This window comes from Deinococcus budaensis (assembly GCF_014201885.1).
Taxonomy (GTDB): domain Bacteria; phylum Deinococcota; class Deinococci; order Deinococcales; family Deinococcaceae; genus Deinococcus; species Deinococcus budaensis.
The window spans coordinates 15,619-40,544 of the sequence record NZ_JACHFN010000008.1 but is presented as its reverse complement, the minus strand read 5'-3'; the positions used below and the strand labels follow the sequence as shown (position 1 = coordinate 40,544).

At 69.4% G+C, this 24,926-nt stretch carries 29 protein-coding genes; 2 read left to right on the top strand and 27 right to left on the bottom strand.

Going from position 1 to position 24,926, the window contains the following annotated elements:
* Positions 1-7 precede the first annotated feature (7 nt).
* The 16 genes from HNQ09_RS11445 to HNQ09_RS11370 all read right to left on the bottom strand — a co-directional run bounded on the left by HNQ09_RS11445 (position 8) and on the right by HNQ09_RS11370 (position 13,842).
* A complete protein-coding gene (locus HNQ09_RS11445; protein ID WP_184029339.1) occupies positions 8-1,417 on the bottom strand; it encodes a V-type ATP synthase subunit B in 1,410 nt (469 codons plus the stop codon).
* Complete coding sequence (locus tag HNQ09_RS11440; protein ID WP_184029336.1) at positions 1,414-3,162, bottom strand: V-type ATP synthase subunit A; 1,749 nt, start codon at positions 3,160-3,162, stop codon at positions 1,414-1,416. Before HNQ09_RS11440 ends, HNQ09_RS11445 begins: the two co-directional genes overlap by 4 nt.
* A gap of 130 nt (positions 3,163-3,292) precedes the next feature.
* Positions 3,293-3,652, bottom strand: a complete 360-nt coding sequence (locus tag HNQ09_RS11435; RefSeq protein WP_184029333.1) for a V-type ATP synthase subunit F — start codon at positions 3,650-3,652, stop codon at positions 3,293-3,295.
* Positions 3,649-4,632 carry a V0D/AC39 family V-type ATPase subunit gene (locus HNQ09_RS11430; protein WP_184029330.1) on the bottom strand — a complete coding sequence of 328 codons (984 nt, stop codon included), beginning with the start codon at positions 4,630-4,632 and terminating at the stop codon, positions 3,649-3,651. The genes HNQ09_RS11435 and HNQ09_RS11430 overlap by 4 nt, the downstream gene beginning before the upstream one ends.
* An 18-nt stretch (positions 4,633-4,650) precedes the next feature.
* The gene (locus HNQ09_RS11425) at positions 4,651-5,211 is read right to left on the bottom strand and encodes a V-type ATP synthase subunit E (protein WP_184029327.1); all 561 of its coding nucleotides are present in this window, start codon (positions 5,209-5,211) and stop codon (positions 4,651-4,653) included.
* A gap of 1 nt (position 5,212) precedes the next feature.
* Positions 5,213-5,512 carry a V-type ATP synthase subunit K gene (locus HNQ09_RS11420; RefSeq protein ID WP_184029324.1) on the bottom strand — a complete coding sequence of 100 codons (300 nt, stop codon included), beginning with the start codon at positions 5,510-5,512 and terminating at the stop codon, positions 5,213-5,215.
* Between the two features lie 18 nt (positions 5,513-5,530).
* Complete coding sequence (locus HNQ09_RS11415) at positions 5,531-7,585, bottom strand: V-type ATPase 116kDa subunit family protein (RefSeq protein ID WP_184029322.1); 2,055 nt, start codon at positions 7,583-7,585, stop codon at positions 5,531-5,533.
* Positions 7,582-7,899, bottom strand: a complete 318-nt coding sequence (locus tag HNQ09_RS11410; protein ID WP_184029319.1) for a V-type ATPase subunit subunit G family protein — start codon at positions 7,897-7,899, stop codon at positions 7,582-7,584. Before HNQ09_RS11410 ends, HNQ09_RS11415 begins: the two co-directional genes overlap by 4 nt.
* A gap of 256 nt (positions 7,900-8,155) precedes the next feature.
* Positions 8,156-9,466, bottom strand: coding sequence for an ammonium transporter (locus HNQ09_RS11405; RefSeq protein ID WP_184029316.1), 1,311 nt, complete (start codon positions 9,464-9,466; stop codon positions 8,156-8,158).
* Positions 9,463-9,855 carry a P-II family nitrogen regulator gene (locus HNQ09_RS11400; protein ID WP_184029313.1) on the bottom strand — a complete coding sequence of 131 codons (393 nt, stop codon included), beginning with the start codon at positions 9,853-9,855 and terminating at the stop codon, positions 9,463-9,465. The genes HNQ09_RS11405 and HNQ09_RS11400 overlap by 4 nt, the downstream gene beginning before the upstream one ends.
* A gap of 277 nt (positions 9,856-10,132) precedes the next feature.
* Positions 10,133-10,690, bottom strand: a complete 558-nt coding sequence (locus HNQ09_RS11395; RefSeq protein WP_184029311.1) for a DUF4126 domain-containing protein — start codon at positions 10,688-10,690, stop codon at positions 10,133-10,135.
* A 12-nt stretch (positions 10,691-10,702) separates the two neighbouring features.
* Complete coding sequence (locus HNQ09_RS11390; RefSeq protein WP_343057760.1) at positions 10,703-11,755, bottom strand: M42 family metallopeptidase; 1,053 nt, start codon at positions 11,753-11,755, stop codon at positions 10,703-10,705.
* A 5-nt stretch (positions 11,756-11,760) separates the two neighbouring features.
* On the bottom strand, positions 11,761-12,414 hold the full coding sequence (gene pth / locus HNQ09_RS11385) for an aminoacyl-tRNA hydrolase (RefSeq protein ID WP_184029309.1): 654 nt from the start codon (positions 12,412-12,414) through the stop codon (positions 11,761-11,763).
* Positions 12,415-12,417: 3 nt separating this feature from the next.
* Complete coding sequence (locus HNQ09_RS11380; RefSeq protein ID WP_184029306.1) at positions 12,418-12,828, bottom strand: hypothetical protein; 411 nt, start codon at positions 12,826-12,828, stop codon at positions 12,418-12,420.
* Entirely contained in the window at positions 12,825-13,316 is a 492-nt protein-coding gene (locus tag HNQ09_RS11375; RefSeq protein WP_184029303.1) for a nucleotidyltransferase domain-containing protein, read from the bottom strand. The genes HNQ09_RS11380 and HNQ09_RS11375 overlap by 4 nt, the downstream gene beginning before the upstream one ends.
* Before the next feature lie 28 nt (positions 13,317-13,344).
* Positions 13,345-13,842: a DUF427 domain-containing protein gene (locus tag HNQ09_RS11370; RefSeq protein WP_184029300.1), complete on the bottom strand. Its 498-nt coding sequence runs from the start codon at positions 13,840-13,842 to the stop codon at positions 13,345-13,347.
* Positions 13,843-13,909: 67 nt separating this feature from the next.
* On the opposite strand from HNQ09_RS11370, the gene HNQ09_RS11365 reads away from it, so the two are divergent.
* Both HNQ09_RS11365 and HNQ09_RS11360 read left to right on the top strand, forming a co-directional pair.
* Positions 13,910-15,022 carry an alpha-hydroxy acid oxidase gene (locus HNQ09_RS11365; RefSeq protein ID WP_184029297.1) on the top strand — a complete coding sequence of 371 codons (1,113 nt, stop codon included), beginning with the start codon at positions 13,910-13,912 and terminating at the stop codon, positions 15,020-15,022.
* 41 nt (positions 15,023-15,063) lie between these two features.
* Positions 15,064-15,468: a VOC family protein gene (locus HNQ09_RS11360; RefSeq protein ID WP_184029293.1), complete on the top strand. Its 405-nt coding sequence runs from the start codon at positions 15,064-15,066 to the stop codon at positions 15,466-15,468.
* A gap of 3 nt (positions 15,469-15,471) precedes the next feature.
* On the opposite strand, the gene HNQ09_RS11355 is transcribed toward HNQ09_RS11360, so the two are convergent.
* The 11 genes from HNQ09_RS11355 to HNQ09_RS11305 all read right to left on the bottom strand — a co-directional run bounded on the left by HNQ09_RS11355 (position 15,472) and on the right by HNQ09_RS11305 (position 24,924).
* Positions 15,472-15,885 carry a DoxX family protein gene (locus HNQ09_RS11355; protein ID WP_184029290.1) on the bottom strand — a complete coding sequence of 138 codons (414 nt, stop codon included), beginning with the start codon at positions 15,883-15,885 and terminating at the stop codon, positions 15,472-15,474.
* Positions 15,882-16,931: a DNA topoisomerase IB gene (locus HNQ09_RS11350; RefSeq protein WP_184029287.1), complete on the bottom strand. Its 1,050-nt coding sequence runs from the start codon at positions 16,929-16,931 to the stop codon at positions 15,882-15,884. The genes HNQ09_RS11355 and HNQ09_RS11350 overlap by 4 nt, the downstream gene beginning before the upstream one ends.
* Before the next feature lie 88 nt (positions 16,932-17,019).
* On the bottom strand, positions 17,020-19,320 hold the full coding sequence (locus HNQ09_RS11345) for a uracil-DNA glycosylase (protein WP_184029284.1): 2,301 nt from the start codon (positions 19,318-19,320) through the stop codon (positions 17,020-17,022).
* Positions 19,321-19,421: 101 nt separating this feature from the next.
* Entirely contained in the window at positions 19,422-20,606 is a 1,185-nt protein-coding gene (gene carA / locus HNQ09_RS11340) for a glutamine-hydrolyzing carbamoyl-phosphate synthase small subunit (RefSeq protein WP_184029281.1), read from the bottom strand.
* Between the two features lie 129 nt (positions 20,607-20,735).
* Entirely contained in the window at positions 20,736-21,266 is a 531-nt protein-coding gene (locus HNQ09_RS11335; protein WP_184029278.1) for an N-acetyltransferase, read from the bottom strand.
* 37 nt (positions 21,267-21,303) lie between these two features.
* Positions 21,304-21,774, bottom strand: coding sequence for a GNAT family N-acetyltransferase (locus HNQ09_RS11330; RefSeq protein WP_184029274.1), 471 nt, complete (start codon positions 21,772-21,774; stop codon positions 21,304-21,306).
* A 126-nt stretch (positions 21,775-21,900) separates the two neighbouring features.
* The gene (locus HNQ09_RS11325) at positions 21,901-22,395 is read right to left on the bottom strand and encodes a GNAT family N-acetyltransferase (protein ID WP_184029271.1); all 495 of its coding nucleotides are present in this window, start codon (positions 22,393-22,395) and stop codon (positions 21,901-21,903) included.
* Positions 22,396-22,429: 34 nt separating this feature from the next.
* Positions 22,430-22,918, bottom strand: a complete 489-nt coding sequence (locus HNQ09_RS11320; protein ID WP_184029268.1) for an HIT domain-containing protein — start codon at positions 22,916-22,918, stop codon at positions 22,430-22,432.
* Entirely contained in the window at positions 22,915-24,324 is a 1,410-nt protein-coding gene (gene argH, locus HNQ09_RS11315; protein WP_184029265.1) for an argininosuccinate lyase, read from the bottom strand. The genes HNQ09_RS11320 and argH overlap by 4 nt, the downstream gene beginning before the upstream one ends.
* 25 nt (positions 24,325-24,349) lie before the next feature.
* A complete protein-coding gene (locus HNQ09_RS11310) occupies positions 24,350-24,520 on the bottom strand; it encodes a hypothetical protein (protein ID WP_184029263.1) in 171 nt (56 codons plus the stop codon).
* Positions 24,517-24,924 carry a GNAT family N-acetyltransferase gene (locus HNQ09_RS11305; RefSeq protein WP_246363322.1) on the bottom strand — a complete coding sequence of 136 codons (408 nt, stop codon included), beginning with the start codon at positions 24,922-24,924 and terminating at the stop codon, positions 24,517-24,519. The genes HNQ09_RS11310 and HNQ09_RS11305 overlap by 4 nt, the downstream gene beginning before the upstream one ends.
* Positions 24,925-24,926: the final 2 nt, after the last annotated feature.

The window sequence follows — 24,926 nt, the reverse complement described above, 5'->3', positions numbered from 1 at the left end:
TACAGCCTTAGATCCGGTTGCCCCGCCACATCTCGTCGATCTTGGTTCCGTAGAACTTGTCGATGGAGTCGCGCGAAAGGCGGGTGAGCTGGCTCTGGGGCAGCTTGGAGAGAATGCCCCAGGCGACCGTGAGCGAGTCCTCGATGCTGCGGTCCTGGTCGCCCTGGCCGATGAAGTAGTTCTCGAAGTCGTCTGCGAAGCGGAGGAACAGCTTGTCGTTCTCGGTCAGCGCGTCCTCGCCGGTGATCGCGACGAGCTTGCGCAGGTCGAGGCCGTTGGCGTAGGCGGCGAACAGCTGGTCGGAGACGTTCTTGTGGTCCGCGCGGGTCTTGCCCTTGCCGATGCCGTTGCCCTGAAGGCGCGACAGAGAGGGCAGCGGGTTGATCGGCGGAAACACGCCCTTGGCGTTCAGGCCACGGTCCACCACGATCTGGCCCTCGGTGATGTAGCCGGTCAGGTCGGGGATGGGGTGGGTGATGTCGTCGTCGGGCATCGAGAGGATCGGGAGCTGGGTGACCGAGCCGGGGCGGCCGTCCACCACGCCGGCGCGCTCGTAGAGGTTCGCCAGGTCGGTGTACATATAACCGGGGTACCCGCGCCGACCTGGAATCTCCTCACGGGCGCCGCCGATCTCACGCAGCGCCTCGCAGTAGTTCGTCAGGTCGGTCAGGATCACCAGCACGTGGTAGCCGTGCTCGAACGCCAGGTACTCGGCGGTCGTCAGCGCCATGCGCGGGGTGAGCAGCCGCTCGACGGCGGGGTCGTCGGCGCGGTTGAGGAACAGCACACTTCTAGCCAGCGCGCCCGTGCGCTCGAACTCCTGGGTGAAAAAGGAGACCTCGCGCTGGGTCAGGCCCATCGCGGCGAAGACCACCGCGAAGTCGCCCTCGTGGCCGGGCACCTTCGCTTGACGGGCGATCTGCGCGGCGAGTTCGTTGTGCGGCAGCCCCGATCCACTGAAGATGGGGAGCTTCTGCCCGCGAATCAGCGACGTGTTCACGTCGATGGTGCTGATCCCGGTCTGGATGAACTCCTCGGGCTTGGCGCGGGCGGCGGGGTTCATCGCCTGGCCGTTGATGGAGAGGCGGCGCTCGGCGACCACGGCGGGCAGCCCGTCGATGGGGCGGCCCAGGCCGTCGAAGCGGCGGCCGACCATCTCCTTGGAGACGCCCAGCCGGGCCACGTCCTCGACCAGGCTGACCGAGGCGGTGGCGAGGTCGAGGCCGCGCGTCTCCTCGAACACCTGAATCACGGCGTTCTCGTCGGAGACCGAGATGACCTGACCGCCACGGATGCGGCCGGTGCCGTCCTTGATCTCCACGATGGCGTTGTACGCCAGGTCGCTGGCCGCATTCACGAACAGCAGCGGTCCGGAGATATAGGCGACGTCGTTGTATTCCTTCTTGAGCAGGGTCACGCTTTGACTCCCTTGAAGGTCGTGTCGAGTTCGTCCATCACGCCCTCGCCGTAGGCCATAAACTCGCCCTCGGCCACGTAACGGGCGCGCGACAGCTTCTCGATCACGGGGTTCTGGATGATCTCGTCGATGGTCGCGCCCTGACGCAGCGCGGCTTCGGCCTCGTCGTAGAACTTCAGCATCATCTTCATCAGGCCGTAGTTCTTGGGCATGGAGGCCGAGGCGTCCACCGGGTCGAAGCCGTTTTGCTGCAGGAAGTCCTGCCGCAGCATCCGGCCCGCCTCGATGATCAACCGCTCCTGGTCTTGCAGTGCGTCGGGGCCGACAAGCTGCACGACCTCCTGAAGCGCCGCCTCCTGCTGAAGCAGGTTGCCGATGCGCTGGCGCAATTCGGGGAAGTCGCGGCCCACGTTCTCGCGGTACCAGGAATCCAGGATCGGCGTGAACAGGCTGTAGGAGCCGTTCCAGTTGATCGCCGGGAAGTGGCGGCGCCGGGCCAGGCCCGCGTCCAGTCGCCAGAAGGCGCCGGTGATGCGCAGGGTCGCCTGGGTGACGGGTTCGGACATGTCGCCGCCCGCCGGAGACACGGCCCCGATCACCGAAACCGCGCCGTCCTCGCCCGCCAGGGTCTTGACGGCCCCGGCACGCTCGTAGAAGGCCGCCAGACGCGCGCCCAGGTAGGGCGGGTAGCCTTCCTCGGCGGGCATTTCCTCCAGGCGGGAGGAAATCTCGCGCAGCGCCTCGGCCCAGCGGCTGGTCGAGTCGGCCATCAAGGAAACCGAGTAGCCCTGGTCGCGGAAATACTCGGCCAGCGTGATGCCGGTGTACACCGAAGCCTCACGCGCCGCCACGGGCATGTTGGAGGTGTTGGCGATCAGGATGGTGCGGTGCATCAGCGGCCCGCCGGTCTTGGGGTCTTCCAGTTCCGGGAACTCGACGAGCACGTCCGTCATCTCGTTGCCGCGCTCGCCGCAGCCCACGTACACCACGATGTCGGCGTTGCCGTACTTGGCGACCGACTGCTGGGTCACGGTCTTGCCCGAACCGAACGGCCCCGGGATCGCCGCCGCGCCGCCCATCACCAGGGGAAACAGCACGTCGAGAATCCGCATCCCGGTCAGGAACGGCAGGCTGGGGTCGAGCTTCTGGGAAACCGGGCGCGGCGCGCGCACCGGCCAGTAGTGGGCCATGCGCAGCTCGGTGCCGTCTTCCAGCCGGGCGACGGTGTCGTCGATGGTGTACTCGCCCGCAGGCGCGATCCAGGCCAGGCGGCCGCTCTTGTCGGGGGGCGTCAGGATCTTGTGGGTGAAGGAAAACTCCGGCACCGTGCCCAGGATCGCGCTGCCGCCGACCATGTCGCCCGCCTGCACCGAGGGGGTAAAGGCCCAGCGCTTGGTGCGGTCGAGGCTGGAAACCTCGATCCCGCGCGCGATGAAGTCGCCCGACGCCTCGCGGATCTTGTCGAGGGGACGCTGAATGCCGTCGTAGATGCCGTTGAGCATCCCCGGCCCGAGTTCGACCGAGAGCGGAAGGTTGGTGGTCACGACCGGCTCGCCCACGGTCAGGCCGGAGGTGTCCTCGTACACCTGTACGAAGGCCGTGTCGCCGTCGAGACGGATGATCTCGCCCACGAGGCGCTCCTGGCCCACGCGCACGATGTCGTACATCTTCGTGCCGTACATGCCTCCCGCGATCACAGCGGGTCCGGCGATGTTCTGCACGACGCCCTGCTTGTTCTGCGTCATTCTTTCTCCTTGGGAGAGCGGTGAAGTCGGCTCTCAGCGGGTCAGCTCTCAGCTTGAGCCTTTGGCCCCGGCGCCTGCATGAGGACACCGGGTGGAGAAGGCCGACCTGCCGCTGAGGGCTGAGCGCTTTTTACAGCTTGATGTCGAAGCCGATGGTGTCGCGTACCAGCTTGCCCATGTAGGCCTTGGCGTCCACCGTGTCGGCGGCGAAGGCGTCCCGCAGGCTGGGAATCGGCAGCAGGATCGGCAGGTCGCGGCCGCGCATCACCCGCGCGGTGGCCGCCGCCGGATCGGGAATCAGGCCGGTGTCCACCGCCACGAGGCCGTGACGGTCTTCCTGAATCAGCCCTTCGAGCAAGCGCACCGCGTTCTCGGGCGTCGCCTCGATCACCTCGGCGCCCGCAAGGCGGTAGCCGGTGGCGGTCTCGGCGTCGCACAGCACGGCGACGCGCTGGCTGGTGTCGGCCTGCGCCGTGTTGGTCTGGGTCATGCCTGCACCTCGCGGCGAATCTGCTCGGTGGGCAGGTCGTAGAACTTGCCGCGTCCGATCAGTCTCAGCTTGGCAATCTCGATCTCCTTGCGCCGCAGGAAGTCGAGGATGACGCCCACGCCCTCGGGGTCCCCGGCGGCGACATTGCGGGCCGCCGTGTCGAGGGCCGCCCTGGCCGCCGCCTCGGCGTCTTCCAGGCTGGGTGCGTCGAGCACCGCCGCGACTTCCGCCACGCCCCCCGCGTCGCCCCCGGCCAGACGGCTGTACCCGCCCGCGTCGAGGTGCCCGCCCGCCACAAAGAGGCCGGGGTCGAGCGGCTGGCCGCTTTCGCGGGCGCTGCGGGCGATCAGGGCGTTGGTCACGTCGATCTCGCGGCCCAGGAAGCGGCGCAGGCTGGTGTTGCGCGCCACGCTCAGGGCATGGCGGTAGTACCCCTGATCCAGCGCGACTTCCAGATCAAGCAGCCGGTTGCTGGCGTTGTAAGCCGCCGCCCCGTCCCGGAAGGCCCGGGCGAGCGGATGCCCGCTGACCGCGATGGCGGCCGCGGCGCTGGCAAGGTCGCTGCTCTGGGCGGCCGTCTGAAGCGCGGCAGGTTTGAGGGTCCCGCCGGGAATCAGGCTTTGCAAGATGGTCTCGCTGCCCCGGCCCCCGGCGAGGCCGCGCGCGACGGTCTTGAGGTTCACCAGGTCCCAGCGCATCAGCAGGGCCTGGATCTCCCGTTTGGCCTCACCGTCGGCAAAGCCCAACACCTTCTGGGTGGTGGCGAACAGGTTTTGCGACAGCGCGCGGTCGAGTTCGGGCAGCCCCGCGCCCTCGGCGGTCGTCTCGCGCATCTCGGAGGCGAGGTCCGTCTCCGCCAGGACGCGCAGGAACTCCTGATAGCTGCCCGCCGCGAGCGCTGAGTCAAGGGCGCGCCCGCCCAGCAGTTTGGTCCGCATCACGCGGACGCGCGTGTTGATGTAAGCGTAGTCGTCGGGCATGGATGGGCCGCCTCTTTCCTATTCCCCGGCGAGCAGGCGGCTGACCTGCGGCGCGAGTTCGCCCTTGACCCGCTCCAGGCGGCCGGGCAGGGTGTTGGTGATGCCGCTCTTGCCGCCGCCGGTGACCACGCGCACGCCGCCGACGATGCCCGGGTTCTCACGCACCGGCACGTCGAGGACAAGTTCGCGGGCCAGGGCGGCGTCGGCCGGGTTGACCTCGACCGCCTCGGCATTCGGAATCGCCTCGCGGGCCTGCGCGATCAGGCGCCCCAGGATCTGGCGGTACTCGGGCAGGCGGGTGATGTCGCGCAGCTGCTGCTCGACCAGGGCGTAGACCTCGGTCAGGCCCTGCTCGTTGGCGCCCAGGCGCGAGGCGCTGAGTTCGAGGTCGGCGGCGCTGCGGGCGCGCACCAGCCCCGCCTGACGCTGGGTCTCCAGGGCGCGGGTGCGGCTCTCGATCAGGGACCGGGCACGTTCCTGCGCGCCCGCGAGAATCGCCTGCGCGCGGTCACGGGCCTCGGCGCGGATGCGCTCGATGTCCGCCTGCGCTTCGTGTTCGAGAAGCTTGTCGAGCGCCATATCAGTTCAGGATGAACAGCGCGAGGAAGCCGAAGATCACCAGGGTTTCGGGAATCAGGAAGTACAGCAGCAGGCTGCCCGCCTTGCTGGGGTCCTCGGCGACGGCGCCGACGAGGCTGGAGCCGATCCGGGCCTGCGCGATGCCGGTGCCGACCGCGCCCAGGCCGAGCGCGAGGCCTGCACCCAGTGCCCGCAGGCCCCGGTAGGTCTCGTCGCCTGCCGCACCGGCCTCCTGCGCCAGACCGCTGCTGGCGAGGGCGAGGACGAGGGACGCGAGGACGATCTTGTTGTACTTGGTCATAGGAAACACTCCTGAAGGTTATTTAGCCTGCCCGCTGGCGGCGGGGCTGAGGCGGCGAAGGGGATTGTAGGCCGGGCTGGTCTCGGCGTTGAAGCCGGTCGGGTTGAGAAACTCGACCATGTGCAGACGCAGCGGCTGGATGATGTGGCCGATGAGGGTCAGCGCCAGCACGAAAAAGTGCAGCACGGCGCCCAGCAGAATGCCGATGATGATGCCCAGGAAGCCGATGTTCTCGTACAGGCTCCAGCCCAGATCGGTGCAGAGCTTGGCGAGAATCGCGCTGACCAGCCCGACCGCAAAGATACGGGCGTAGCTCACGACCGCGCCGCCCTGCGACAAAAGCTCGATGGGCAGCAGCGGGTAGTGCTTGATGACCCGCAGCCAGCCGATCAGGAACAGCGCGAAGCCCACGTACATCAGCAAGATCAGCGGGTTGGCGAAGTTGGTGAACTCGCTGAAGTCCTTGCCCGCGCGGGTGGCAAAGGCCATCAGGATCAAGGCGCCCACGCCGCCGAAGAGCGCCAGGCCCTCCCAGACATGCACGGAATCGCGGTGCTTGAGACCCTGCCGAATGCGGATGCCCCAGCCCCACAGCACTTGCAGGATGCCGAACAGCAGCGCGAAGACGAGCGCCACGTTGGAGAAATAGCCGGTCTCCAGACGGGGAAAGAGAATCGGGATCAGGCCCGAGTGCGCCTCTTCCTCTGGGTAACGGATGCCCGTCCAGCCCCAGAGGTTATTCAGCAGTTCGGGGTTGATGTAAAAGACGTGCAGGTGCTCCAGCAGCGTGCCGAAAAACTCCCCGGTCAGGAAGCCCCACACGATGCTCCAGGCCGACATCACCAGCGTGACGAAGCTCAGGTCGCGCAGGGTGGCGGGCGGCACGTAGGCCCCGAAGAAGCTGAGGTCCCAGCCCTCGTTCCGCTGCGCCTTGCCGCGCAGCCACAGGCCGAACAGGGCGAAGAGCAGGCCGTAGCCGATGTCCGCGATGATGATGCCGAAAAACAGCGGGAAGAAGACGGCGATCACCCAGGTGGGATCGAAGGTGCCGTACTTGGGCAGGCTCATCAGGCCCATCACGACCTGAAACGGCCGGACGTAGCTGTTGTTCTTGAGCTGTACCGGGACTGTTTCGCCGTGGTGCTCGTCGACCGGGTGCAGCTCGTAGCTCACCGCGTCCCCGAATCCCCCCAGCGCCGCCGAGAGGGCAGGCACCCGGTCGGCGGGCAGGTAGCCCTGCATGGCGAGGCTGTACTTGCCGCGCGCCGAGACCGCCCGCACGTCGTGAATCGCCACGCGGTCTTTGAGCGCGTCGCGCACGGCATAGAGGGCCGGGCCGTGGGTGCGGGCCAGCGCCTCACGCTGCTCGCCGAGCGCCCGTTGCCGGTCGGCGCCGTGCTGGCGGATCTGCTCCATCGCGGCGGCGGCCTCCGACAGCGCCATGCCGTCGAAGCGCCCCGGCAGCCGCAGCTCGCCCAGGCGCACCCGCGACAGGGCCGAGCGGACGGCGTCGCGCTCGGAGCGCAGCGCCGCCACCAGGCCGACCCGGTTTTGCCCGACCGCCTCGGTGGCCAGGGCGTAGCGCTGCGGCAGGGCCGCGTCGAGCGCCGCCCCCAGCTCCGCGAGGTTGTCGCTGGGCTGAAGCACAAAGGGCACCACACTCAGGCGGCGGCTGCGGTCCAGCCCTCCGGCCAGCCGGGCCAGCGCCCGCACCGCGTCCCCGTAGGCGCCCTCGGCGTCGAGATCGGCCTGAAGTTCCTGGCGCTGGCGGGCCAGGGCGGACACTGGCGTGGCTGCGCCCTCCACCACGCTCTCCCACTCACCCTGGGCAGGCAGGGGGGCGGGGGCGGGGCGGTAGGCCCCGAGTTCGGCGATGGTGCTCTCGGCCCGCGCGAGCAACCGCTCGTCCTCGCGGCGGGACTGGGCGTCTTGCCCGGCCAGCGAGCCGGTGCCCAAAGGCCCGCCCGTGATGGGCCGCAGGTGCAGCACCCCGGCGTCTTGCAGCGCGGTGATCACGGCCTCGCTGTCGCGTTTGCGAACAGCGATCACGACCTGCTGCATGGGGTTGATCACGGGAGCACCGCCCTCAGGATGTACTCGGCGGCCTGCTGCACCCGCCCGCCCGCGCGCTCGCGGGTGAGCTGGGCGCCCTCCTCGGCCTGCCGGCGGGCGTCCTCGCGGATGCGCGCCGTCTCGGCCGCGAGCGACTGGTCGTGCTGGGCCTGCATGGCCTGCACCTGCGCCTGCGCGTCCTGAAGGATGCGGGCCGCCTGGGCCTCGGCAGCTTCCACCTCCCGCCTGGCTTCCTCGCGGGCCGCTTCGATCTGCGCGTCCAGGGCGGCTTCCCGGCTGGCGAGTTCACTCAAGACTCGACTTGAGACGTCCAAATCCCTCCTCCTTTCCCTGCGTGACTCGCGGCACCCCGCCCGAAAGTCCCCGTCCGACTGGGCGGGGAACCATGTTGGGGGTGCTGGAGCTGCTGTGGTGGCCCGACCCGTTGATGGTGTGCGTCAGACTCGGGAAGCATCCTAACACAGGCTTCATTCTGGTCCCGGAGGGCAAGCGTCCCGGCCGGCCGCAGGAGCGCGGCCCGCTCCCAGGTTTGGGAACAGGCCGCGGCCGGGCGTGGGGCGTGTCCCCTGCTCAGTCGCCGCCCACAAACACCGGGGCGCCCAGCCCGCCCTCCTGGTCGCTGTAGCCCTGCTCGCTGTGGGCGCTGAGGTCCATCCCGCCGACCTCCTGCCGGGGCGAGACGCGCAGCTGCGTCAGCACGCCCACCAGCCGCAGCAACACGAAGCTGCCCAGGCCGGTAAAGGCCACGCTGGCGAGCACGCCGATCAGCTGGATCAGCAGCTGCGGGCCGGGCGCCTCGCCGCTGGCGGTGGTCCAGGCCAGCGCCCCGGTCAGGAGCGCCCCCACGATCCCGGCGACCCCGTGGCAGGCGAACACGTCCAGGGCGTCGTCGGCCCCCAGGCGGCGCTTGGCCTGCACGGTCCAGAAGCTGGCGGTCGCGCCCAGCACGCCGATCACCAGCGCCGCCCAGGGGGTCACGAAAGCGCAGGCAGGGGTAATCGCGACCAACCCGACGACCAGCCCGGTCGCGGCGCCCACGGCGGTGGGTTTGCCGGTGCGCGCGGCCTCCCAGCCCAGCCAGGTCAGCAGGGCGGCGGCGGGCGCGACCAGCGTGGTGAGCAGCGCCAGCGCAGCCGTCTGATTGGCGGCCAGGGCGCTGCCCGCGTTGAAGCCCATCCAGCCGAACCACAGCAGCCCGGCGCCCAGCAGCACGAAGGGAACGTTGTGCGGCACGTGCGCGGCGCGCGGGTAGCCCAGCCGAGGCCCCAGCACCCAGGCGGCCACCAGTGCGCTGACCCCCGCCGCGATGTGGATGACCGTGCCGCCCGCGAAATCCAGCGCGCCGAGCTGAAAGAGCCAGCCGTCGGCGCTCCAGACCCAGTGGGCCAGCGGCGCGTAGATCAGCAGGCTCCACAGCCCGCCGAACAGCAGGAAGGCGCCAAAGCGCATCCGCTCGACGACCGCCCCGCTGATCAGCGCCAGCGCGATGATCGCGAACATCGCCTGGAAGGCCGCAAAGACGGAGGAGGGGACGCTGCCGGTCAGCTCGCCGCCGAGGCCTTCCAGCCCCAGGTGGCCCAGGCCGCCGATCAGCGCATTGCCCCCCTCCCCGAAAGCCAGGGTGTAGCCCACCAGCGTCCACAGCACGCCGACCAGCCCGATGGACGTGACGCTCATCATCATGGTGTTCAGCACGCTGGCCGAGCGGCTCAGGCCCCCGTAGAAGAAAGCCAGGCCCGGCGTCATCAGCAGCACCAGGGCCGCCGAGACGAGCATCCAGGCGGTGTCGCCGGAGTCGAGCGCTGGGGTGGGGGCCTGCGCGAGGGCGCCGCCGCCCAGCCACAGCAGCGCCAGCGTGGCGCCGGACAATGCGCGGCTCATGCGCCGCTCCGGGCCGTCTGCACGGGCGTGAGCTGGCGCTCGGTGACGGGGGTCAGGGCGGCCGCGTCCTCCTCGCCGGTGCGGATGCGGACCACCCGTTCCAGCGGCTGCACGAAGATCTTGCCGTCTCCCACCTCGCCCGTGCGCGCCGCCTGGCAGATCGCGCGGATGGCCGCCTCGACAAAGGGTTCGCTCACCGCCATGCGGAACTCGACCTTGTCGCGGAATTCGATCATCACCCGCGTGCCCCGGTAGTGCTCGACGATCTCCTGCTCGCCGCCGTGCCCGGAGACCCGCGCCAGCGTCAGCCCGCTGATCCCCGCCTGAAACAGCGCCTCCTTGACCTGCCCCACCCGCTCGGGCCGCACGACCGCCGTGATCAGTTTCATGCTGTCTCCTTGATGGTGAACAGGGCGCACGAAAAGTCGCCCACTGGTCGCCAGCGTAGACTCGGGACCGCAGGATGTCAACGAAAACTATACTGGATGTCCAGACTTATCGTGACGTTCTGCAATTGGAGTGAGCGTTTGAGGTTCCGGAGTGGGTCACACCGGCCAACCGTCACCCAAGCAGTGGACAACGTGCAGGAGGGTCGGCAAGGAGGCACGGAGAGGGGGAGAGGCCAAACGACCCCTCCCCCCTTCACCCCGGCTCTGCGAGGCGCGGTTAGGCGGCGCGGCGTCCCCGCACCCGTGTCCACAGCCGGGCGGCAAAGACGAGTACCCCCGCCAGCCCCAGCACCGCGAGCACCGGGGCGAAGATCGCCAGCACGCTCAGGCTCAGGCTGGCCCCGTCCTCGGCGGCGCTGAGGGCCGGGTTGGCGAGGCCGCCCGTCGTGGCGGTGGCGACCGGACGCACGGCGGCGCGGGTCGCGTGAACCCCGCCCGCCACGACAAAGCCCAGCGCGAGGCTCAGCGCCGGGGGCACCTCCGCCACGCCCGTCTGTGCGGCAAAGAGGATGGCCCCCGCCGCCGCATTCACCACCCCGCCGACAAGGTGCAGCGCGTGGTCCACGCCGGGGATCTTGTCCCCGATAAAGTCCAGCACGCCCAGCACCCCGATGCCCAGCAGCACCCAGGGGTTCGCCAGCAGGTCGAAGGGCGCGGCGAGGTCCAGCACCCCGAACCGCGCGAGCAGCCCCACGAGCAGCAGCGGGATGGAGGCGTTCAGGCCCGCCGCCCCCGACAGGCCCAGCGAGGACAGCAAGCCGGAGAGAAGTTCCATAGGCCCCTACGCTCAGCGCAGGTAGGCGACGAGGAGGTCCACCCCGGCCCGCAGGTCCGTCTCGTGAACGGCCTCCACAATGGTGTGGATGTACCGTGTCGGCAGGCTGAGGGTCAGGGTGGGCACCCCCGCCCGCGTGCGCTGGATGGCCGCGCCGTCGGTGCCGCCCAGCGCGAGCACCTCCATCTGGTACGGAATGCCTTCCCTCTCCGCGAGGTCTACGAACTCGTCCACCAGCCAGCGGGTCGAGATCATGGTGGAGTCGAAGACCTTGATGCCGATGCCCTCGCCCAGCCGGGTGACCGCCTCGTCAGGGCCGACACCGGGGGTGTCCACCGCGAGCGTCACGTCGAGGCCGATGCCCAGGGTCGGCTCGACCCCGTACGCCGCGACGATGGCCCCGCGCAGGCCGACCTCCTCCTGCACGCTGAAGACGGCGACCACGTCATGCCGGGGGCGCTCCTCCCGGAAGGCCCGCAGCACCTCCAGTTGCAGGAACACGCTGGCGCGGTCGTCCATCGCCTTGCCCACCGTCATGGCCCCGACCTGCCGGGCGGTCTGGTCCAGGGTGACCATGTCCCCGATCCGCACGCGGCCCTTCACGTCGTCCGCACCCAGGCCGAGGTCCACGAAGAATTCCTTGACCTCGGGCACCTTTTTGCGGTCTTCCGGGGTGGCGATGTGGACCGGGCGACCGCCGGGGGTCAGCAGGCCGGGCAGCGCCCCGCCGCGCGTATGCACCGTGACGTTGCGGGCAAACAGGTTGCGGGTGTCGAAGCCGCCCAGCGCCTGCACCCGCAGGAAGCCTTTCTCGTCGATGTACCGCACCAGAAAGCCGATCTCGTCCATGTGGGCGCTGAGCATCACGCGCTCGCGCTTCCCCTCGGCGTCCTCGCGCCCACGCTTCAGGGCAATCACGTTGCCCAGCGCGTCCACCCGCACCTCGTCCACCAGCCCTTCCAGGTCGGAGAGCACGAAGTCGCGCACGGCGTCTTCCTGACCGGGCACGCCGTTCAGGTCGGAGAGGTGGCGCAGGACATCCAGCCTTAGTTCCGTTGTGGTCACGCGGGTCAGGATACGCCGGGGTCAGGGACAGCGCCGGAGGCGGTCGGCTCGGCGGGACGTTCGGACGAAGGATCGGGTTTGGGGCGCAAGTCGGTGCTGTTGAAGCGGCCCTGCGCCTCGGCCAGCCCGGACCCGGCCCAGACCTCCACCGCGTCGGCCCCCAGCCGGACAAGTTCGGCGAGGGTCGCGGCCTCCTCCTCCCGCCACTTGCTGAGTACCCAGTCTGCCGGATCCCATCCCACCGGGGGACGGGAAATGCCGATCTTGAGGCGCGGGAACGTCTCGGTCCCCAGCACCCGGATCAGGTCGCGCACCCCGTTCTGGCCGCCGTGTCGCCCGCCGGGGCGCAGCTTCAGCAGGCCAAAGGGACTATCCAGATCGTCCTGCACGGCCAGCACCGCCTCCGGCTCCAGCTTGTAGAAGCCGACGAGGGGAGCCACCGCCTTGCCCGACGCGTTCATGAAGGTCTGCGGCTTGACCAGCAGCACCTTCGCGCCGGGAACGGCACCCACCCGGACCTCCGCCACCTGCGCGTCCTTTTCCTTGCGCCACGCGGCTCCCCAGCGCCGCCCGACCTCGTCTACGACGAGCCAGCCGACGTTGTGGCGGGTCTTCTCGTACTGACCCCCCGGATTGCCCAGCCCTACGACAAGCTTCAAGGGTCAGGCCTCCAAGCTGTTCAGCGTCTCGCGCCAGCGGGCTTCGGTCTCGCGCACGCGGGCGTCTCCCCGGGCGCGGGCGTACCCGGCGCGGAAGTCGGCAAAGCGGGTGTCGGTCTCCGCGAAGAGCAGGCCCAGCGCCTGCCGCACGTCGGCCACGTTCTGGGGGGTGAGGGTGGTGTCCTTGGCGTCCAGCACCTCGTCCAGCGTCGCCATCAGGCCGGAGAGGGGCCGCAGCCACTGGAAGGAAGGGTGGTTGATGACCAGGGAGTACAGCTCGAAGGGACCCTTTACCGGGCCGTGCAGGAACTCGTACTCGCCCTTGGCGAAGTCGAGCAGGGCCGAATGGAAGTGCCGCAGGGCTGTTGCCAGCGCCGTGAGCCGGGTGCGAACCGCCGCGTCGGAAGCCGTCATTGGCTGAGGGTAGCAAGCGCGGCGAGGTCGGCCCGGTCCTTCTCTCTTAATTCCACTCCATAGAAGGTCGCCACGACGCCTTTCATCGCGCGGTGCCCGGCGGGGGTAAGGGTGGGCACACGGACCCCCGCCCACTCCACCATGTAGGTCGTGAAGATTCCGGCGGGCCAGACGATGGAGGCGAGTTCGCCCACCGTGCGCGGCGGGTCCACGTCGTCCCGGATGGGCACGAGGTCCACCAGTACATCTCCCCGGCGGTAGAACACGTCCCCGGCGGCAAGCGAGCCGTGCGCGTGGGTGAAGCCGAGACCCTCCAGCACGGCGACGGCCCGCGCTCCGTCCCCCTCCCGCACCAGAAAGTCAATGTCGTCGTGGGGCCGGACGTTGCCGCCGCACAGCACCTCCACCGCCTGCCCGCCGATCAGCCAGCAGGTGACGCCCGCCTGCGCGAACGCCTGGACGAGGGGAAGGGTGTCGGGGTGCAGCACGGGCCGGACTCTACCAGGCTCCCCTCCCCTACCAACCCCAGGTGCCCGGCTCGCCCTTGAACGGCCCCACCACGTCGGGCGTGATCCAGCCGCCGTAGAAGCCGCCCGGCTGCGGGGTCACGCGCACCCCGTCCACCCGGCATTCATCCATGCGGCCCGCGTAGACGGCGACGTAGCCGGCGATGGGCGCGAAGGCGGGCGTGGGGCGCTCGTAGCTCCAGCCCGCACTCTCGGCCACCTTGTCACCGGCTGAGAGGGTCCAGTACGAGGCCTCGCCCTTCCACTCGCAGACGCTGCCGCCAGGGGCTGGGGACAGCACGCCGGGCCGGAAGGCTTCACGGGGCAGGTAGTAGGTGGGCGGATGGCTGGTTTCCAGAACCCGGTAAGCCCCGGTCGTCTCGGCGATCTTCTCGCCGCCCAGCCAGAGTTCAATGGTCCGGGCGGTGCGCTCCAGCCGGGGCGGGCGCGGATAGTCCCAGACGCTCTCCTGACCGGGACCGGGGGGAATGGGCTGTGGGCGCGGCATGACGGCAGTGTGACGCCCCGCGCCGCCGGAGGCTGTCGGCTTCCTTGCCCTTCCGGTACCCTGACCCATGACCACCCCCAACCTGCCGGACGCGGAGACGCCCGAACTGGACGGCACTGTCAACCTCGCGGACCTGGAGGCGCTGGGGCGCTCGCGGCTGGACCGCAACGCGCTGGAGTACTACGCGAGCGGCGCGAACGACGAGCTGACCCTGCGGGAGAACCGCGCCGCCTTTGCCCGGCTGCGGTTGCGGCCCCGCATGTTGGTGGACGTGTCGAACGTGGACACGCGGACCGAGGTGCTGGGGCTGCCCCTGCGCTCGCCGGTTGGCATCGCCCCCAGCGCTTTCCACGGCCTCGCGCACCCGGAGGCCGAGGTCGCCACCGCGCGGGCGGCAGCCTCGGCGGACAGTGTGATGACGCTCTCCACGCTGAGCAACACCCCGATTGAGGAGGTGGCGGCAGTGGCGGGCGGGCGGTTCTGGTTCCAGCTTTACCTCTACACCGACCGCGCCCTGAGTGCCGAGATCGTGCGCCGGGCGGAGGAGGCGGGGGCACGGGCGCTCGTGCTGACGGTGGACGCCCCCTTCCTGGGACGCCGCGAGGCGAACGAGCGGCACCGCTTCGCCCTGCCGCCCCACCTGCGGGTGCCCAACGCGGGAAGCCGGGAGCGGCTGGCGCAGCTAGAATCGGAGAGCGGCTCGCAGCTCGTGAACTACTTCCAGGGCCTGATCGACAAGACCTTCACCTGGGGGGACCTTGCGTGGCTGCGGGATCAGACCTCGCTGCCCATTGTGCTCAAGGGCCTCCTGACCGCCGAGGACGCCCGCCTCGCCGCCGAGCACGGCTGTCACGTCTGGGTGAGCAATCACGGCGGGCGGCAACTGGACACCGCCATCAGCTCCATCGAGGCCCTCCCCGAGATTGCGGATGAAGTGGGTGGAGAGGTTGAGGTCTATCTCGACGGCGGCGTGACGCGTGGCACCGACGTGGTGAAGGCGCTCGCGCTGGGGGCCAGGGCGGTCTTTCTGGGTCGCCCCGCCTTGTGGGGCCTCGCGGCGGGTGGGGAGGCGGGCGTGCGGCGAACGCTGGACCTGCTGCACGACGAGGTGCGGCTGGCGCTGGCGCTGTGCAGCAAGCAAAACGTCGGGCAGGTGGGGCGAGAGCTGGTGCGGGTGTAGGCGCAGGGGTTCCGGCTTAAGCTCTCCCCAGGAGGTCCCCCATGCACATCACCCGATCAGCCATCTCCCTCAACGTGCCGGACGTTCGTGCCTCCGCCGAGTTCCTGAAGCGGCACTTCGGTTTCACGCAGGAGATGGAATACGAAGGCGTCGCGTCCCTGACGCGCGAGGACGCGGGCTTCAACCTGATTTTCCTCCAGACGGGCCTGTCCACCTTCAAGCCGCCCCAGATCGCCGGGAGTGCCGGGCAGGGGCTGCTGGTGGTGTTCGTGGTGGACGATATAGACGGCGAGTACGAGCGGCTTCAGGCGGAGGGCGTCCCGGTGGTCACTCCCATTGAAACCGAGCCGTGGGGCGAGCGGTATTTTCAGGTTTCGGACCCCAACGGCGTGATCCTGCAACTGGTGCAGTGGGTCACGCCGCCGGAAGGTGCGGAGAACGCCTGATTCTTACCTCCGCTCCCCACGCGGCTTCGGCCACGCCCCGGTAGACCACAGCGCCCACAGCACCAGCAGCGGCTGGAAGAAGAGGCGGGTCAGCCGCGCCTGGTCGGTATTCAGCCCGAAGGCGTCCGTGCGGGTGAGGTACTGCGACACGTTGCCGGGAAAGATGGCGACGAAGAAGGCCGCGACCACCCACCCCACCGTCCTCCGCTGACGGGGCAGGGCAAGCAGCGCGGCCCCCAGCCCGATCTCCACCACGCCGGAAGCCAGCACCACGAAGTCCTTGTCCAGCGGGACCCACTCCGGCACCTGGGCCTGGAACTCCCCGCGCAGGGTGGTGAGGTGCCCGGTCCCGGCCCCAATCAGCGCCAGCCCCAGTAGCCAGCGGGCGACGTGGCGCGGCCAGGAAAGGCGGCTCACGCGGCTTCCTCCAGCTTGCGGCGGGGACGGCGAACCCGCAACGTCTTTTCACTTTCCAGCATCCGCTTGAGCGCGGCCTCGGCGCGGGTCAGGCCTTCCAGATCGGCCTCCGTGCGGCCCGCACGCGGCTCGTAGTCGTCCAGCACCTTGCCCTCCTGATAGCGGTCGAAGATGACAGGGCAGATGTAGCTGCCGCGCGTGACGGCGGGCGTGTTGCCCAGGTCAGCAGCGACGTACTTCACGCACTCCACCAGCGTCTTGCGGGCCTGCCGCTCAGACTCGGGCGCTCCGGCTTCCGCCAGGAACTCGGCGGCCACCAGCGTCCCGCCCCAGGTGCGGAAGTCCTTGGCGGTGAAGGGGCCGATCACGTCCCGCAGGTAGGCGTTCAGGTCGTGGGCGCGGACGCGGGACCGCACGTCATCCTCCACGCTCTGAAACAGCCAGGGGCCGGGCAGGGCGAGCAAACGCTCCATGTTCGTCGCCAGGGTGCGGTCACGCACGGTCTTTTCCTGAAGGATGGAGTGCTTGCCCTTGAAGCGGAAGTGCACGGCCCCGCCTTCCACCGTCACGTGCCGCTGGCGCAGGGTGGAGAGGCCGTGCGTCTTGTGGGCGCGGGCGTAGGTGTCGCTGCCCACCCGGAAGTGCGCGACGTGCAGCACCCGCGTCATCACGGCGAGCACCTTGCGCCGGGGCAGCCCGGAGAGGCGCAGGTCGGCGGCGGTGACGGTGCGGAGGGTGGGCAGCGCCTCGGCGAACCGCGCCAGCCGTTGCCACTTCTTCAGCGCCCCCGCCTGCATGAAGTCGGGGTGGTAGCGGTACTGGAGCCGCCCCGCCGCGTCACGCCCGAACGCCTGCAACTCGGCGTCGGGGTCGGGCGAGACGTACACGTCGGTGTAAGCAGGCGGCACAGCCAGCGCCGCGATGCGGGCCAGCCCCTCGGGGTCGCGGTACTCCTCCCCGTCCGGCCAGAAGTAGCGGAACTCGGTCGGCTTTTCCCCCTCCCGGCGGAGGTACTCGTCTTGCAGGATGGTGGTGCGGCTCGTCATGGGCGTCAGGATGGGCAAGCGAGGGCGGGCGCGGCTGTCCGGCAGGCTGCAATCCGGCTTGAGACAGGCTGAAGGCAATGGGTGAAGGTCATTGTTCGGCTTGCATCGGCAGTTGCCAGTCAATCGGCGTCTGCCCGGACTCCTCCAGCGCCGCATTCACCCGCGAGAAGGGCCGCGTTCCCATGAACTTCGTCACGCTGAGGGGGCTGGGGTGGGCGGATTCAATGATGACGTGCTGGGGGTTGGTGACCAGCTTCGCCTTCTTGCGGGCATAAGCACCCCACAGCACGAAGACCACCCGCGACTCCTTCGCGTTGACGTGGCGAATCACCGCGTCGGTGAAACTCTCCCACCCCTTCCCCGCGTGGCTGTTGGGTTCGCCCTGCCGCACGGTGAGCACGGCATTGAGCATCAGCACGCCCTGTTCGGCCCAGTGGCGCAGGTAGCCGTGGCGGGGCGGCTGGAAGCCCACGTCGGCCTGCAACTCCTTGTAGATGTTCGCCAGGCTGGGGGGCGGGCGCACGCCGGGCCGCACGGAAAAGGCCAGCCCATGCGCCTGACCGGGGCCGTGGTAGGGGTCCTGCCCCAGGATGAAGACCTTCACGTCCTCCAGCGGCGTATAGCGCAGGGCGTTGAACACGTCGGGGGCGGGCGGGAAGACGTTGTGCTGACGGCGCTCCTCTACTAGAAAGTCCTTGAGCGCGTGGAAGTACGGCGCGGCAAACTCGTCGTGGAGGGCCTCGCGCCACGAGTCGGGCAGGCCCGCCGGAATCAGGGGCTTTGGGGCTTCGGGAGTCGTGCCGAAGAGGTCGGGCTGGTCGGTCATGGGGGACTTCCTCCGGGGGGTGGACTTGGGCGGCCGGACGGGTTTGGCAGGCAGACCCCGCGCCACGCGCTCGGCCCGCAACACCGCTTTCTTGCGGCTGCCGTGCCGGTGATAGACGCGCCGGGCCTCGGCCTCAAAGACGGCACTTTCCCGCGCAGCATAGATTCTGGCCCGCGCGGCGGCCCCCGCCTTTCCTTCATCCACGACGGGCGGCGGGTAATTCAGCCGGGTCGCCCCGCTCCACTCCCAGGGCGCGTGCAGGAAGTCGCCGGGCACGTCCGCGAGTTCGGGCACCCAGCGGCGGATGAAGGTGCCGTCCGGGTCCTGCTCGCGGGCCTGCCGGGTGGGGGAATAGATGCGGACGCGGTTGATGCCTACCGTGCCGCTCTGCATCTGCATCTGGGACCAGTGGATGCCGGGTTCGTTGTCCAGCCACTGCCGCGCCAGGAAGAGGCCCGTCGGCCGCCAGTGCAGCCACAGATGCTGCGAGGCGAAGGAGACGAGCATCGCCCGCATTCGGAAGTTCAGCCAGCCCGTCTCGCGCAGCATCCGCATGCAGGCGTCCACGAGGGGGTAGCCCGTCTGCCCGTGCGCCCAGCGGTCGTACAAGTCCGCGTTCCAGCCGGGGTCGCCCACGTCCGGGCGCAGGCCGTCAAAGGCGCGGTTGAGGTTGCGGAACTCCATCTCCGGCTCGGATTCCAGCCGCTGGATGAAGTGGCAGTGCCAGTGCAGGCGGCTTTCAAAGGAGCGCAGGGAGCGCACCCAGCGTTCATCGGCGTCGGGGTCGCCCTTGACCGCCGCCAACCGCTGCCGGGTCGCCTGCAATACCTCGCGCAGCGACACGGTGCCGAAGGCGAGGGGGGCCGAGAGGCGCGAGCAACTCTCCTCGGCGGTCAGCGGGCTGCTCATCTCGCGTATGTAGTTCACGCCCCGCACGGTCAGGAAGCTCTCCAGCGTGGCGCGGGCGACGTGTTCGCCGCCGGGGGGGATGGTCTTGTCGTTCGCGGGGACGCCCAGCTCCGCGTGGGTGCAGAGGCCGCCGGGCGGGAGGTCGGTGCCCCGCAGCGCCGTGGGTACAGGCACGACCGGGGCCGACATCCGCTCCTCCCAGGTGTCCGCCCAGCCGTCGCGGTCACGCAGCCTCCGCACCACGCCCGTCTGCGGCAGCTCCACGAACGGCACCCCCCGTTCCCGCGCCCAGGCCCGCACCCGGCGGTCGCGCTGGTAGCTGACCATGTTGCCCGTTTCCTCGTGCGCCCACAGGCTGCCGATGGGGACGAGTTCGGAGAGTTCCTCCAGCACGGCGACCGCCTCGCCCCGCCGCACCACCAGCCCCGTCCCTAGCGCCCGCAGCCGTCCGTCCAGGTCTGCCAGGCAGTCATTCAGGTAGGTCAGGTGATGCCCGGCGAACTCCTCGTGGTGCAGTTGTTCCGGCTCGTAGATGTAGAGGGGCAGCACCGGCCCCCGCGTGGCCGCCTCCGCGAGCGGCGCGTGGTCCTGCACCCGCAGGTCCTTCTTGAACCACACGACTTGAACGGGCGGGCCAGCGGGCGGGCGGAGCATCCCTCCCAGTCTCTCCTACTCCGCCCGCCGGGTCGGTACGCGCCCCCGCAAACGGAAAGGGACGGGCGCTGAACCCGTCCCCGGCTGGCCGTTGGCCACTCCTACACCCCCAGCCGCCCCGCCACCGCTTTCACGACGGGCGAGCCGTCCGATCCGTCAAACGCGTCAATCTCCTCAATAAAGCGGTCAAACAGGTAACGGCTGTCGTGTGGCCCCGGCGAGGCTTCGGGGTGGTACTGCACCGAGAAGACCGGGTAGCGGCTGTGCGCCATGCCCTCCAGCGTGCCGTCGTTGAGGTTGACGTGCGTGGCGACGAAGGCCCCGTCGGGAATGGACTCGATATCCACCGCGTACCCGTGGTTCTGCGAGGTGATCTCCACATTCCCGGTGAGCAGGTTCTTGACAGGCTGGTTACCGCCCCGGTGCCCGAACTTCATCTTGAAGGTCTTGCCGCCCGCCGCGAGACCCAGAATCTGGTGGCCCAGGCAGATGCCGAAGGTCGGCAGCAGGCCCATCAGCTCCCAGGCCGTCTTGTGCGCGTACTCCAGCGGCGCGGGGTCGCCGGGACCGTTGGACAGAAAGAGGCCGTGGGGCTGCAAGGCCATGATCTGCGCCGGGGTGGTATGCGCGGGCACCACGATGGGTTCGATCCCGACCTCGGCCAGCCGCTCGATGATGGTGTGCTTGATTCCGAAATCCATCAGCACCACGCGCTTGCCGTGCCGCAGGGTGGGAAAGGCGTAGGGCAGGGCGGTCGTGACTTCCTTCGTCATGTCGTGCCCGTCGATGTCCTGATGCTCCCGCGCCCGCCCCACGTAGACGGCTTCCTCGGCGGGCGTGAACTCTCCGTAGGGGTCTTCCGGGTGGGTGTAGGAGCGGTGGGCGATCACGCCCTTGACCACGCCGCCCGACCGCAGCCGACGCACGAGCGCCCGCGTGTCGATGCCCTGGATGGACACGACGCCGTACTGCTGCATAAAGGCTTCCAGCGACTGCTGCGCCCGGTGGTTGGAATACTCGCCGGAAAACTCCCGCGAGATAAAGCCGCGCACATACGGCTTGTTGCTTTCCATGTCGTAGATCGCCACGCCGTAGTTGCCCACGTGCGGGTAGGTGATAGTCACGATCTGCCCGTTGTACGAGGGATCGGTCATGATCTCCTGGTACCCGGTCATGGAGGTGTTGAACACCACCTCGCCCACCGTCTCGCCCCGGTGCCCGAAGGCGTAGCCCCGGTACACGGTGCCGTCTTCCAGCGCCAGAATCGCGCGTTCTTTGCGGATCATAGGAACCTCCATTCGCGCCTCACGGGACGCGTTTTATGGCGGAAGCAGGAGGCCGGACGCCGCCCGCTTTCAGCCACAGAGCTTATCAGGGGTGTCCGGGACCAACCGTGCCGACCGGACCGGGAAGCCTCACGTCAGTTCCCTGAGCATCGCGATCTCGTTGCAGTTCTCAAAAAAGGCGCACCGCTGGCACTCGCTCCACACCTTGGGGTGCAGGTGGGTCTTGTCGATGCGCACGAAGCCGCACTTCTCGAAAAAGGCCTGCTGGTACGTCCACGCGAAGAGGGCGGGGAGGGCGATGTCGCGGGCCTCGCGCTCGCAAGCTTCGACAAGCTGCTTGCCCAGCCCCCGCCCCTGCATGTGAGGATGGATGGCGAGGCCCCGCACCTCCGCGAGGTCCGGCGCGAGGAGGTGTAGGCCGCATACGCCCGCCAGCCCGCCGGGCTTCCCCTCGTGGGCTTCGGCCAGCACGAGGTGGAAGTCGCGGATGGTCTCGGCGAGCAGCGACCGGGAGCGCACGAGCATCTGCCCACGCGCCGCCCAGTAGCCGATCAGCTCGTGAATCGCCTCGATGTCCGAGAGCCGCGCCTTGCGGGTGACCAGCGGCGCTTGCGGGTGGATGTCGGGAACGGCGATGGAGTCGAGGGCCAGGAAAGTCACGTGACCCTCCCCTGGCCCCCGGCCCGGAACGGCAGGCTTAGGCTTGGCTGGCCTTCACGTCCAGCGGGCGCATCCAGGTCGTGCCGCCGGGGCGCTCGCTGCGGGCACGGTAGGCGCGAATTTGCGGGGTGTCGGGCACGTCGCTCATGACTACGGCGAGCGGCACCTGCGTGAAGCCGAAGGACTGCCAGTCGCCCTTCTTGCTGAAAAGGTAGATCGCCTGATCGCCCCGTGCCCGGGCGTACTCCACGGCGCTCATGACCAGCCGCCGCCCCAGCCCCTGCCCCTGCGCCGAGGGCAGCACCGCCGCCCCGCGCAGCAGCGAGGCCCCGTTCCCGTGCTCCAGGCCGATGGCCCCGACCGGTTGGCCGCCGCGCTGCATGATCCAGTAGGTGGTGCCTTCCGCCAGCGCGGCCTCGGTTTCCAGCCCGGCCTCCTGAAAGATGCGGCAGACGGTGTCCTTGTCCTGGGGCGTGGCGAGACGAATCTGAACGCTCTGCTCGGTCATGGGTGGGTCCTCCGGGAAAGGTGTCCGCCCCGGCACCACCACGGGCATCCGGCGCGGCTGATTTGTGCGTGGCGGCAGCATAGCGCACGGCTGCGCGGCAGAAGCCCAGGCAAAGACCCACGACCCTCACGCCCCCCCTCCCCCACCCAGCACGCGCTTCCAGGCCTGCTCGCGCTCGATCCAACCTTTCAGGAGGCCACTTTGCACCTGCGGCGTGTCCGGCAGTGCGGTAGCAATCTCGTCGGCGCCTACCGGCACGAACCCGAAGCGCCGCCAGTAGTCCCCCGCCTCCTGCGAGAACAGGTACACGGTCCGGTCCCCGCGAAGGCTGGCATACGTCAGCGCCGAGGCCACGAGCGCCCGTCCCAGCCCCTGCGAGCGGGCCTCCGGCAGGACGGCGGTGGACCGGATCAGGCTCGCGTCCTCGCCGTGCTCCAGGCCGATGCATCCGCCCGGCACGCCGTTGAGGTCGGCGATCCAGTAGGTGCTGCCGTCTGGCGTCACGCTGGAGGTGTGCAGGTCGCAGCGGGTGAGCAGGTCGGTGATGGTGGGAAAGTCGGCGGGCGTGGCCTGCCGCAGCTTGACGTGCACCGTGTCGAGGGGCGCGGGGATGTAGGTCATGGGAAGGGCCTCCTCTGGGGGCTAGAAAGGGGCGTCAGACGGATTCGGCGGTCTCGACGGCGCGGGCAGCTTCCTTCAGGAAATACCGAAGGCCCGCCCCCGCGCTGGCGTCCGTGGTCCAGCGGGGAATGACGTGCAGGTGAACGTGCGGGATGTGCTGCCCCCCGGCGGGGAGAACGTTCCAGCCCACCGTGTAGCCGTCCGGCTGGACGGTGGCGTCGAGGTGCGCCTTGACCCGGGCAAGCAGGGCGTGGGTGGCAGCGGCTTCCTCCGGGGTAAGGTCGAAGACCGTCTTGCAGGGGCGTTTGGTGACGATGATGCCGGAGTAGGGCAGCCCCTCGGCGTCCTGGGGCTGAAGCTGGCTGTAGACACACAACTCGTTCTGGATCGTCCAGCCCTCCCCGGTCAGGCGGCCTGCGGCGTTGGGGACGAGGGGGTTGTCCTCCGGCTGCGCGAGGAACTGCCGCCACTCTGCCTCCCGCTTCTTCAGCAGGGTGCCGTCCAGAGTCACCGTGACCTTCACGAGAGGGCCGCCTTTGCCGCCGCGACCGCCTCGCGCACCCGGTCCGGCGCGGTGCCACCGAAGCTCTGGCGGGATTTCACGCTCTCCTCCACCGTCAGCGAGCGGGCCACCTCCGCGCTCAGAAGGGGATGGGCCGCCCGCAGTTCCCCGTCGCCCAGTTCCCACAGCTGACGGCCCGAGCGCGAGGCCAGCCCGACCAGCCCGCCCACGACCTCGTGCGCCTCACGGAAAGGCACCCCCTCGCGGGCCAGGAAATCCGCGAGGTCGGTGGCGGTGGAAAAGCCGCGTGCCGCCGCCGCCTTCGTCACGTCGGCGTGCCAGACGGACCTGGGCAGCATGTCGGCAAAGAGCCGCAGGACGCTAGAGAGGGTGTCGTAGGAGTCGAACACGCCCTCCTTGTCCTCCTGGAGGTCTTTGTTGTAGGCGAGCGGCGTGCCCTTCACGACGGTCAGCAGGCCCATCAGGTTGCCGAAGAGCCGCCCCGCCTTGCCCCGCGCGAGTTCGGCCACGTCGGGGTTTTTCTTCTGAGGCATGATGGAGCTGCCCGTGGTGTGCGAATCCGGCAGCGTCAGGAAGCCGAACTCGAAGGTGGAATAGAGGATCAGCTCTTCGCTGAGACGCGAGAGGTGCGCCCCCAGAATCGCCGCCGCCGACAGGAACTCCAGCGCAAAGTCGCGGCTGCCCACCCCGTCGAGTGAGTTGGCGGTGGGCCGCGCGAAGCCCAGCGCCCCGGCGGTGGCATGGCGGTCGATGGGCCAGGGCGTTCCAGCCAGGGCGGAGGACCCCAGCGGCGACTCGTCCATCCGCTCGGCGGCGTCGCGGAAGCGGCCCTCGTCGCGCTCCAGCATGGCGGCATAGGCCATGAACCAGTGGCTTAGAAGGATGGGCTGCGCCACCTGAAGGTGCGTGTAGCCAGGCAGGATCACGGCCTCTCCCCTGTCGGAGGTCAGGTGCTTTTCAGCCTCCGCCACCATCACCGCCCGCAACGCCCGCGCCTTGTCGGCGAGGTCGAGCGCGGCCTCCTTGGTGAAGAGGCGGAAGTCGACCGCCACCTGATCGTTGCGGCTCCTCGCCGTGTGCAGCTTCCCCGCCACCGGGCCGATGCGGTCGCGCAGGGCGGCTTCCACGTTCATGTGAACGTCCTCGCGGTCGAGCCGCCATTCGAAGGCCCCGGCGCGGACATCGGCCAGGATGCCCTGCAAGCCCTCCCGAATCTGCGCGACTTCCTCCGGGGTCAGGATGCCCACCTGCCCCAGCATCGCCACGTGCGCGAGCGAGCCGCGAATGTCCTGCTCGGCGAGGCGCTGGTCGAAAGGCACGGAGGCGTTGAACAGCTCGACGAGGCCGTCGGTGGCTTCGGCGAAGCGGCCGCCCCAGAGTTTGGATTCTTGTTGAGATTGAGTCATGAACTGTCCTTGCTGGCGGGAGGAGTTAGGGAAGGGTCAGGACGCGGAACAGTGCCCAGAGCAGATACCCCACCGTCAGCACGGCCCCGACGATGAGGACACCGCGCCACAGGGACGGGGGCGGCCACTTCAGCAGGAAATCAAGCAGGCCGAACATGGTCAGGATGGGCAGGCCGATCAGCAAGGTGAGACTCATGACCGGACCTCCTTCACCAGCACCACTGGCGGCGCACTCGCCGGGTTCGCGTGCGCGTACACCGCCTCCTCGTCCACCCGGTAGCCCAGGCGCTCGTAGAAGGGGACCACTTCGAGGTTGTACTGGCTGACGGCCAGCAGCACGCGGGCGTAGCCATCCCGCGCCGCGACCTCCTCGACCGCCCGCACCAGCGCGGCACCGAGACCCCGCCCGCGCACGTCCGGGAGGGTCGCCAGCTTGTTGAGGGTCAACGTCTCCGGCCCATCGGGACGCCAGCCCACGCATCCCACTGCCCGCTCCCCATCCCAGGCGAGGAAGCCCCCGCCCTGGCCCAGGCTCCAGGCCACGTCCTGGGGTCGCGTGCGGCTCCAACTGGAGCGCGGGTCCATCCCGGCGGCCATCATGA

What these genes read in the sequence shown, in the direction of transcription:
- HNQ09_RS11440 (WP_184029336.1), bottom strand. Translation starts at nt 3,162, where the DNA reads ATGACGCAGAACAAGCAGGGCGTCGTGCAGAACATCGCCGGACCCGCT.
- HNQ09_RS11435 (WP_184029333.1), bottom strand. Translation starts at nt 3,652, where the DNA reads ATGACCCAGACCAACACGGCGCAGGCCGACACCAGCCAGCGCGTCGCC.
- HNQ09_RS11430 (WP_184029330.1), bottom strand. Translation starts at nt 4,632, where the DNA reads ATGCCCGACGACTACGCTTACATCAACACGCGCGTCCGCGTGATGCGG.
- HNQ09_RS11425 (WP_184029327.1), bottom strand. Translation starts at nt 5,211, where the DNA reads ATGGCGCTCGACAAGCTTCTCGAACACGAAGCGCAGGCGGACATCGAG.
- HNQ09_RS11420 (WP_184029324.1), bottom strand. Translation starts at nt 5,512, where the DNA reads ATGACCAAGTACAACAAGATCGTCCTCGCGTCCCTCGTCCTCGCCCTC.
- HNQ09_RS11405 (WP_184029316.1), bottom strand. Translation starts at nt 9,466, where the DNA reads ATGAGCCGCGCATTGTCCGGCGCCACGCTGGCGCTGCTGTGGCTGGGC.
- HNQ09_RS11400 (WP_184029313.1), bottom strand. Translation starts at nt 9,855, where the DNA reads ATGAAACTGATCACGGCGGTCGTGCGGCCCGAGCGGGTGGGGCAGGTC.
- HNQ09_RS11395 (WP_184029311.1), bottom strand. Translation starts at nt 10,690, where the DNA reads ATGGAACTTCTCTCCGGCTTGCTGTCCTCGCTGGGCCTGTCGGGGGCG.
- HNQ09_RS11380 (WP_184029306.1), bottom strand. Translation starts at nt 12,828, where the DNA reads ATGACGGCTTCCGACGCGGCGGTTCGCACCCGGCTCACGGCGCTGGCA.
- HNQ09_RS11370 (WP_184029300.1), bottom strand. Translation starts at nt 13,842, where the DNA reads ATGCCGCGCCCACAGCCCATTCCCCCCGGTCCCGGTCAGGAGAGCGTC.
- HNQ09_RS11365 (WP_184029297.1), top strand. Translation starts at nt 13,910, where the DNA reads ATGACCACCCCCAACCTGCCGGACGCGGAGACGCCCGAACTGGACGGC.
- HNQ09_RS11360 (WP_184029293.1), top strand. Translation starts at nt 15,064, where the DNA reads ATGCACATCACCCGATCAGCCATCTCCCTCAACGTGCCGGACGTTCGT.
- HNQ09_RS11350 (WP_184029287.1), bottom strand. Translation starts at nt 16,931, where the DNA reads ATGACGAGCCGCACCACCATCCTGCAAGACGAGTACCTCCGCCGGGAG.
- HNQ09_RS11345 (WP_184029284.1), bottom strand. Translation starts at nt 19,320, where the DNA reads ATGCTCCGCCCGCCCGCTGGCCCGCCCGTTCAAGTCGTGTGGTTCAAG.
- carA (WP_184029281.1), bottom strand. Translation starts at nt 20,606, where the DNA reads ATGATCCGCAAAGAACGCGCGATTCTGGCGCTGGAAGACGGCACCGTG.
- HNQ09_RS11330 (WP_184029274.1), bottom strand. Translation starts at nt 21,774, where the DNA reads ATGACCGAGCAGAGCGTTCAGATTCGTCTCGCCACGCCCCAGGACAAG.
- HNQ09_RS11325 (WP_184029271.1), bottom strand. Translation starts at nt 22,395, where the DNA reads ATGACCTACATCCCCGCGCCCCTCGACACGGTGCACGTCAAGCTGCGG.
- argH (WP_184029265.1), bottom strand. Translation starts at nt 24,324, where the DNA reads ATGACTCAATCTCAACAAGAATCCAAACTCTGGGGCGGCCGCTTCGCC.
- HNQ09_RS11310 (WP_184029263.1), bottom strand. Translation starts at nt 24,520, where the DNA reads ATGAGTCTCACCTTGCTGATCGGCCTGCCCATCCTGACCATGTTCGGC.
- HNQ09_RS11305 (WP_246363322.1), bottom strand. Translation starts at nt 24,924, where the DNA reads ATGATGGCCGCCGGGATGGACCCGCGCTCCAGTTGGAGCCGCACGCGA.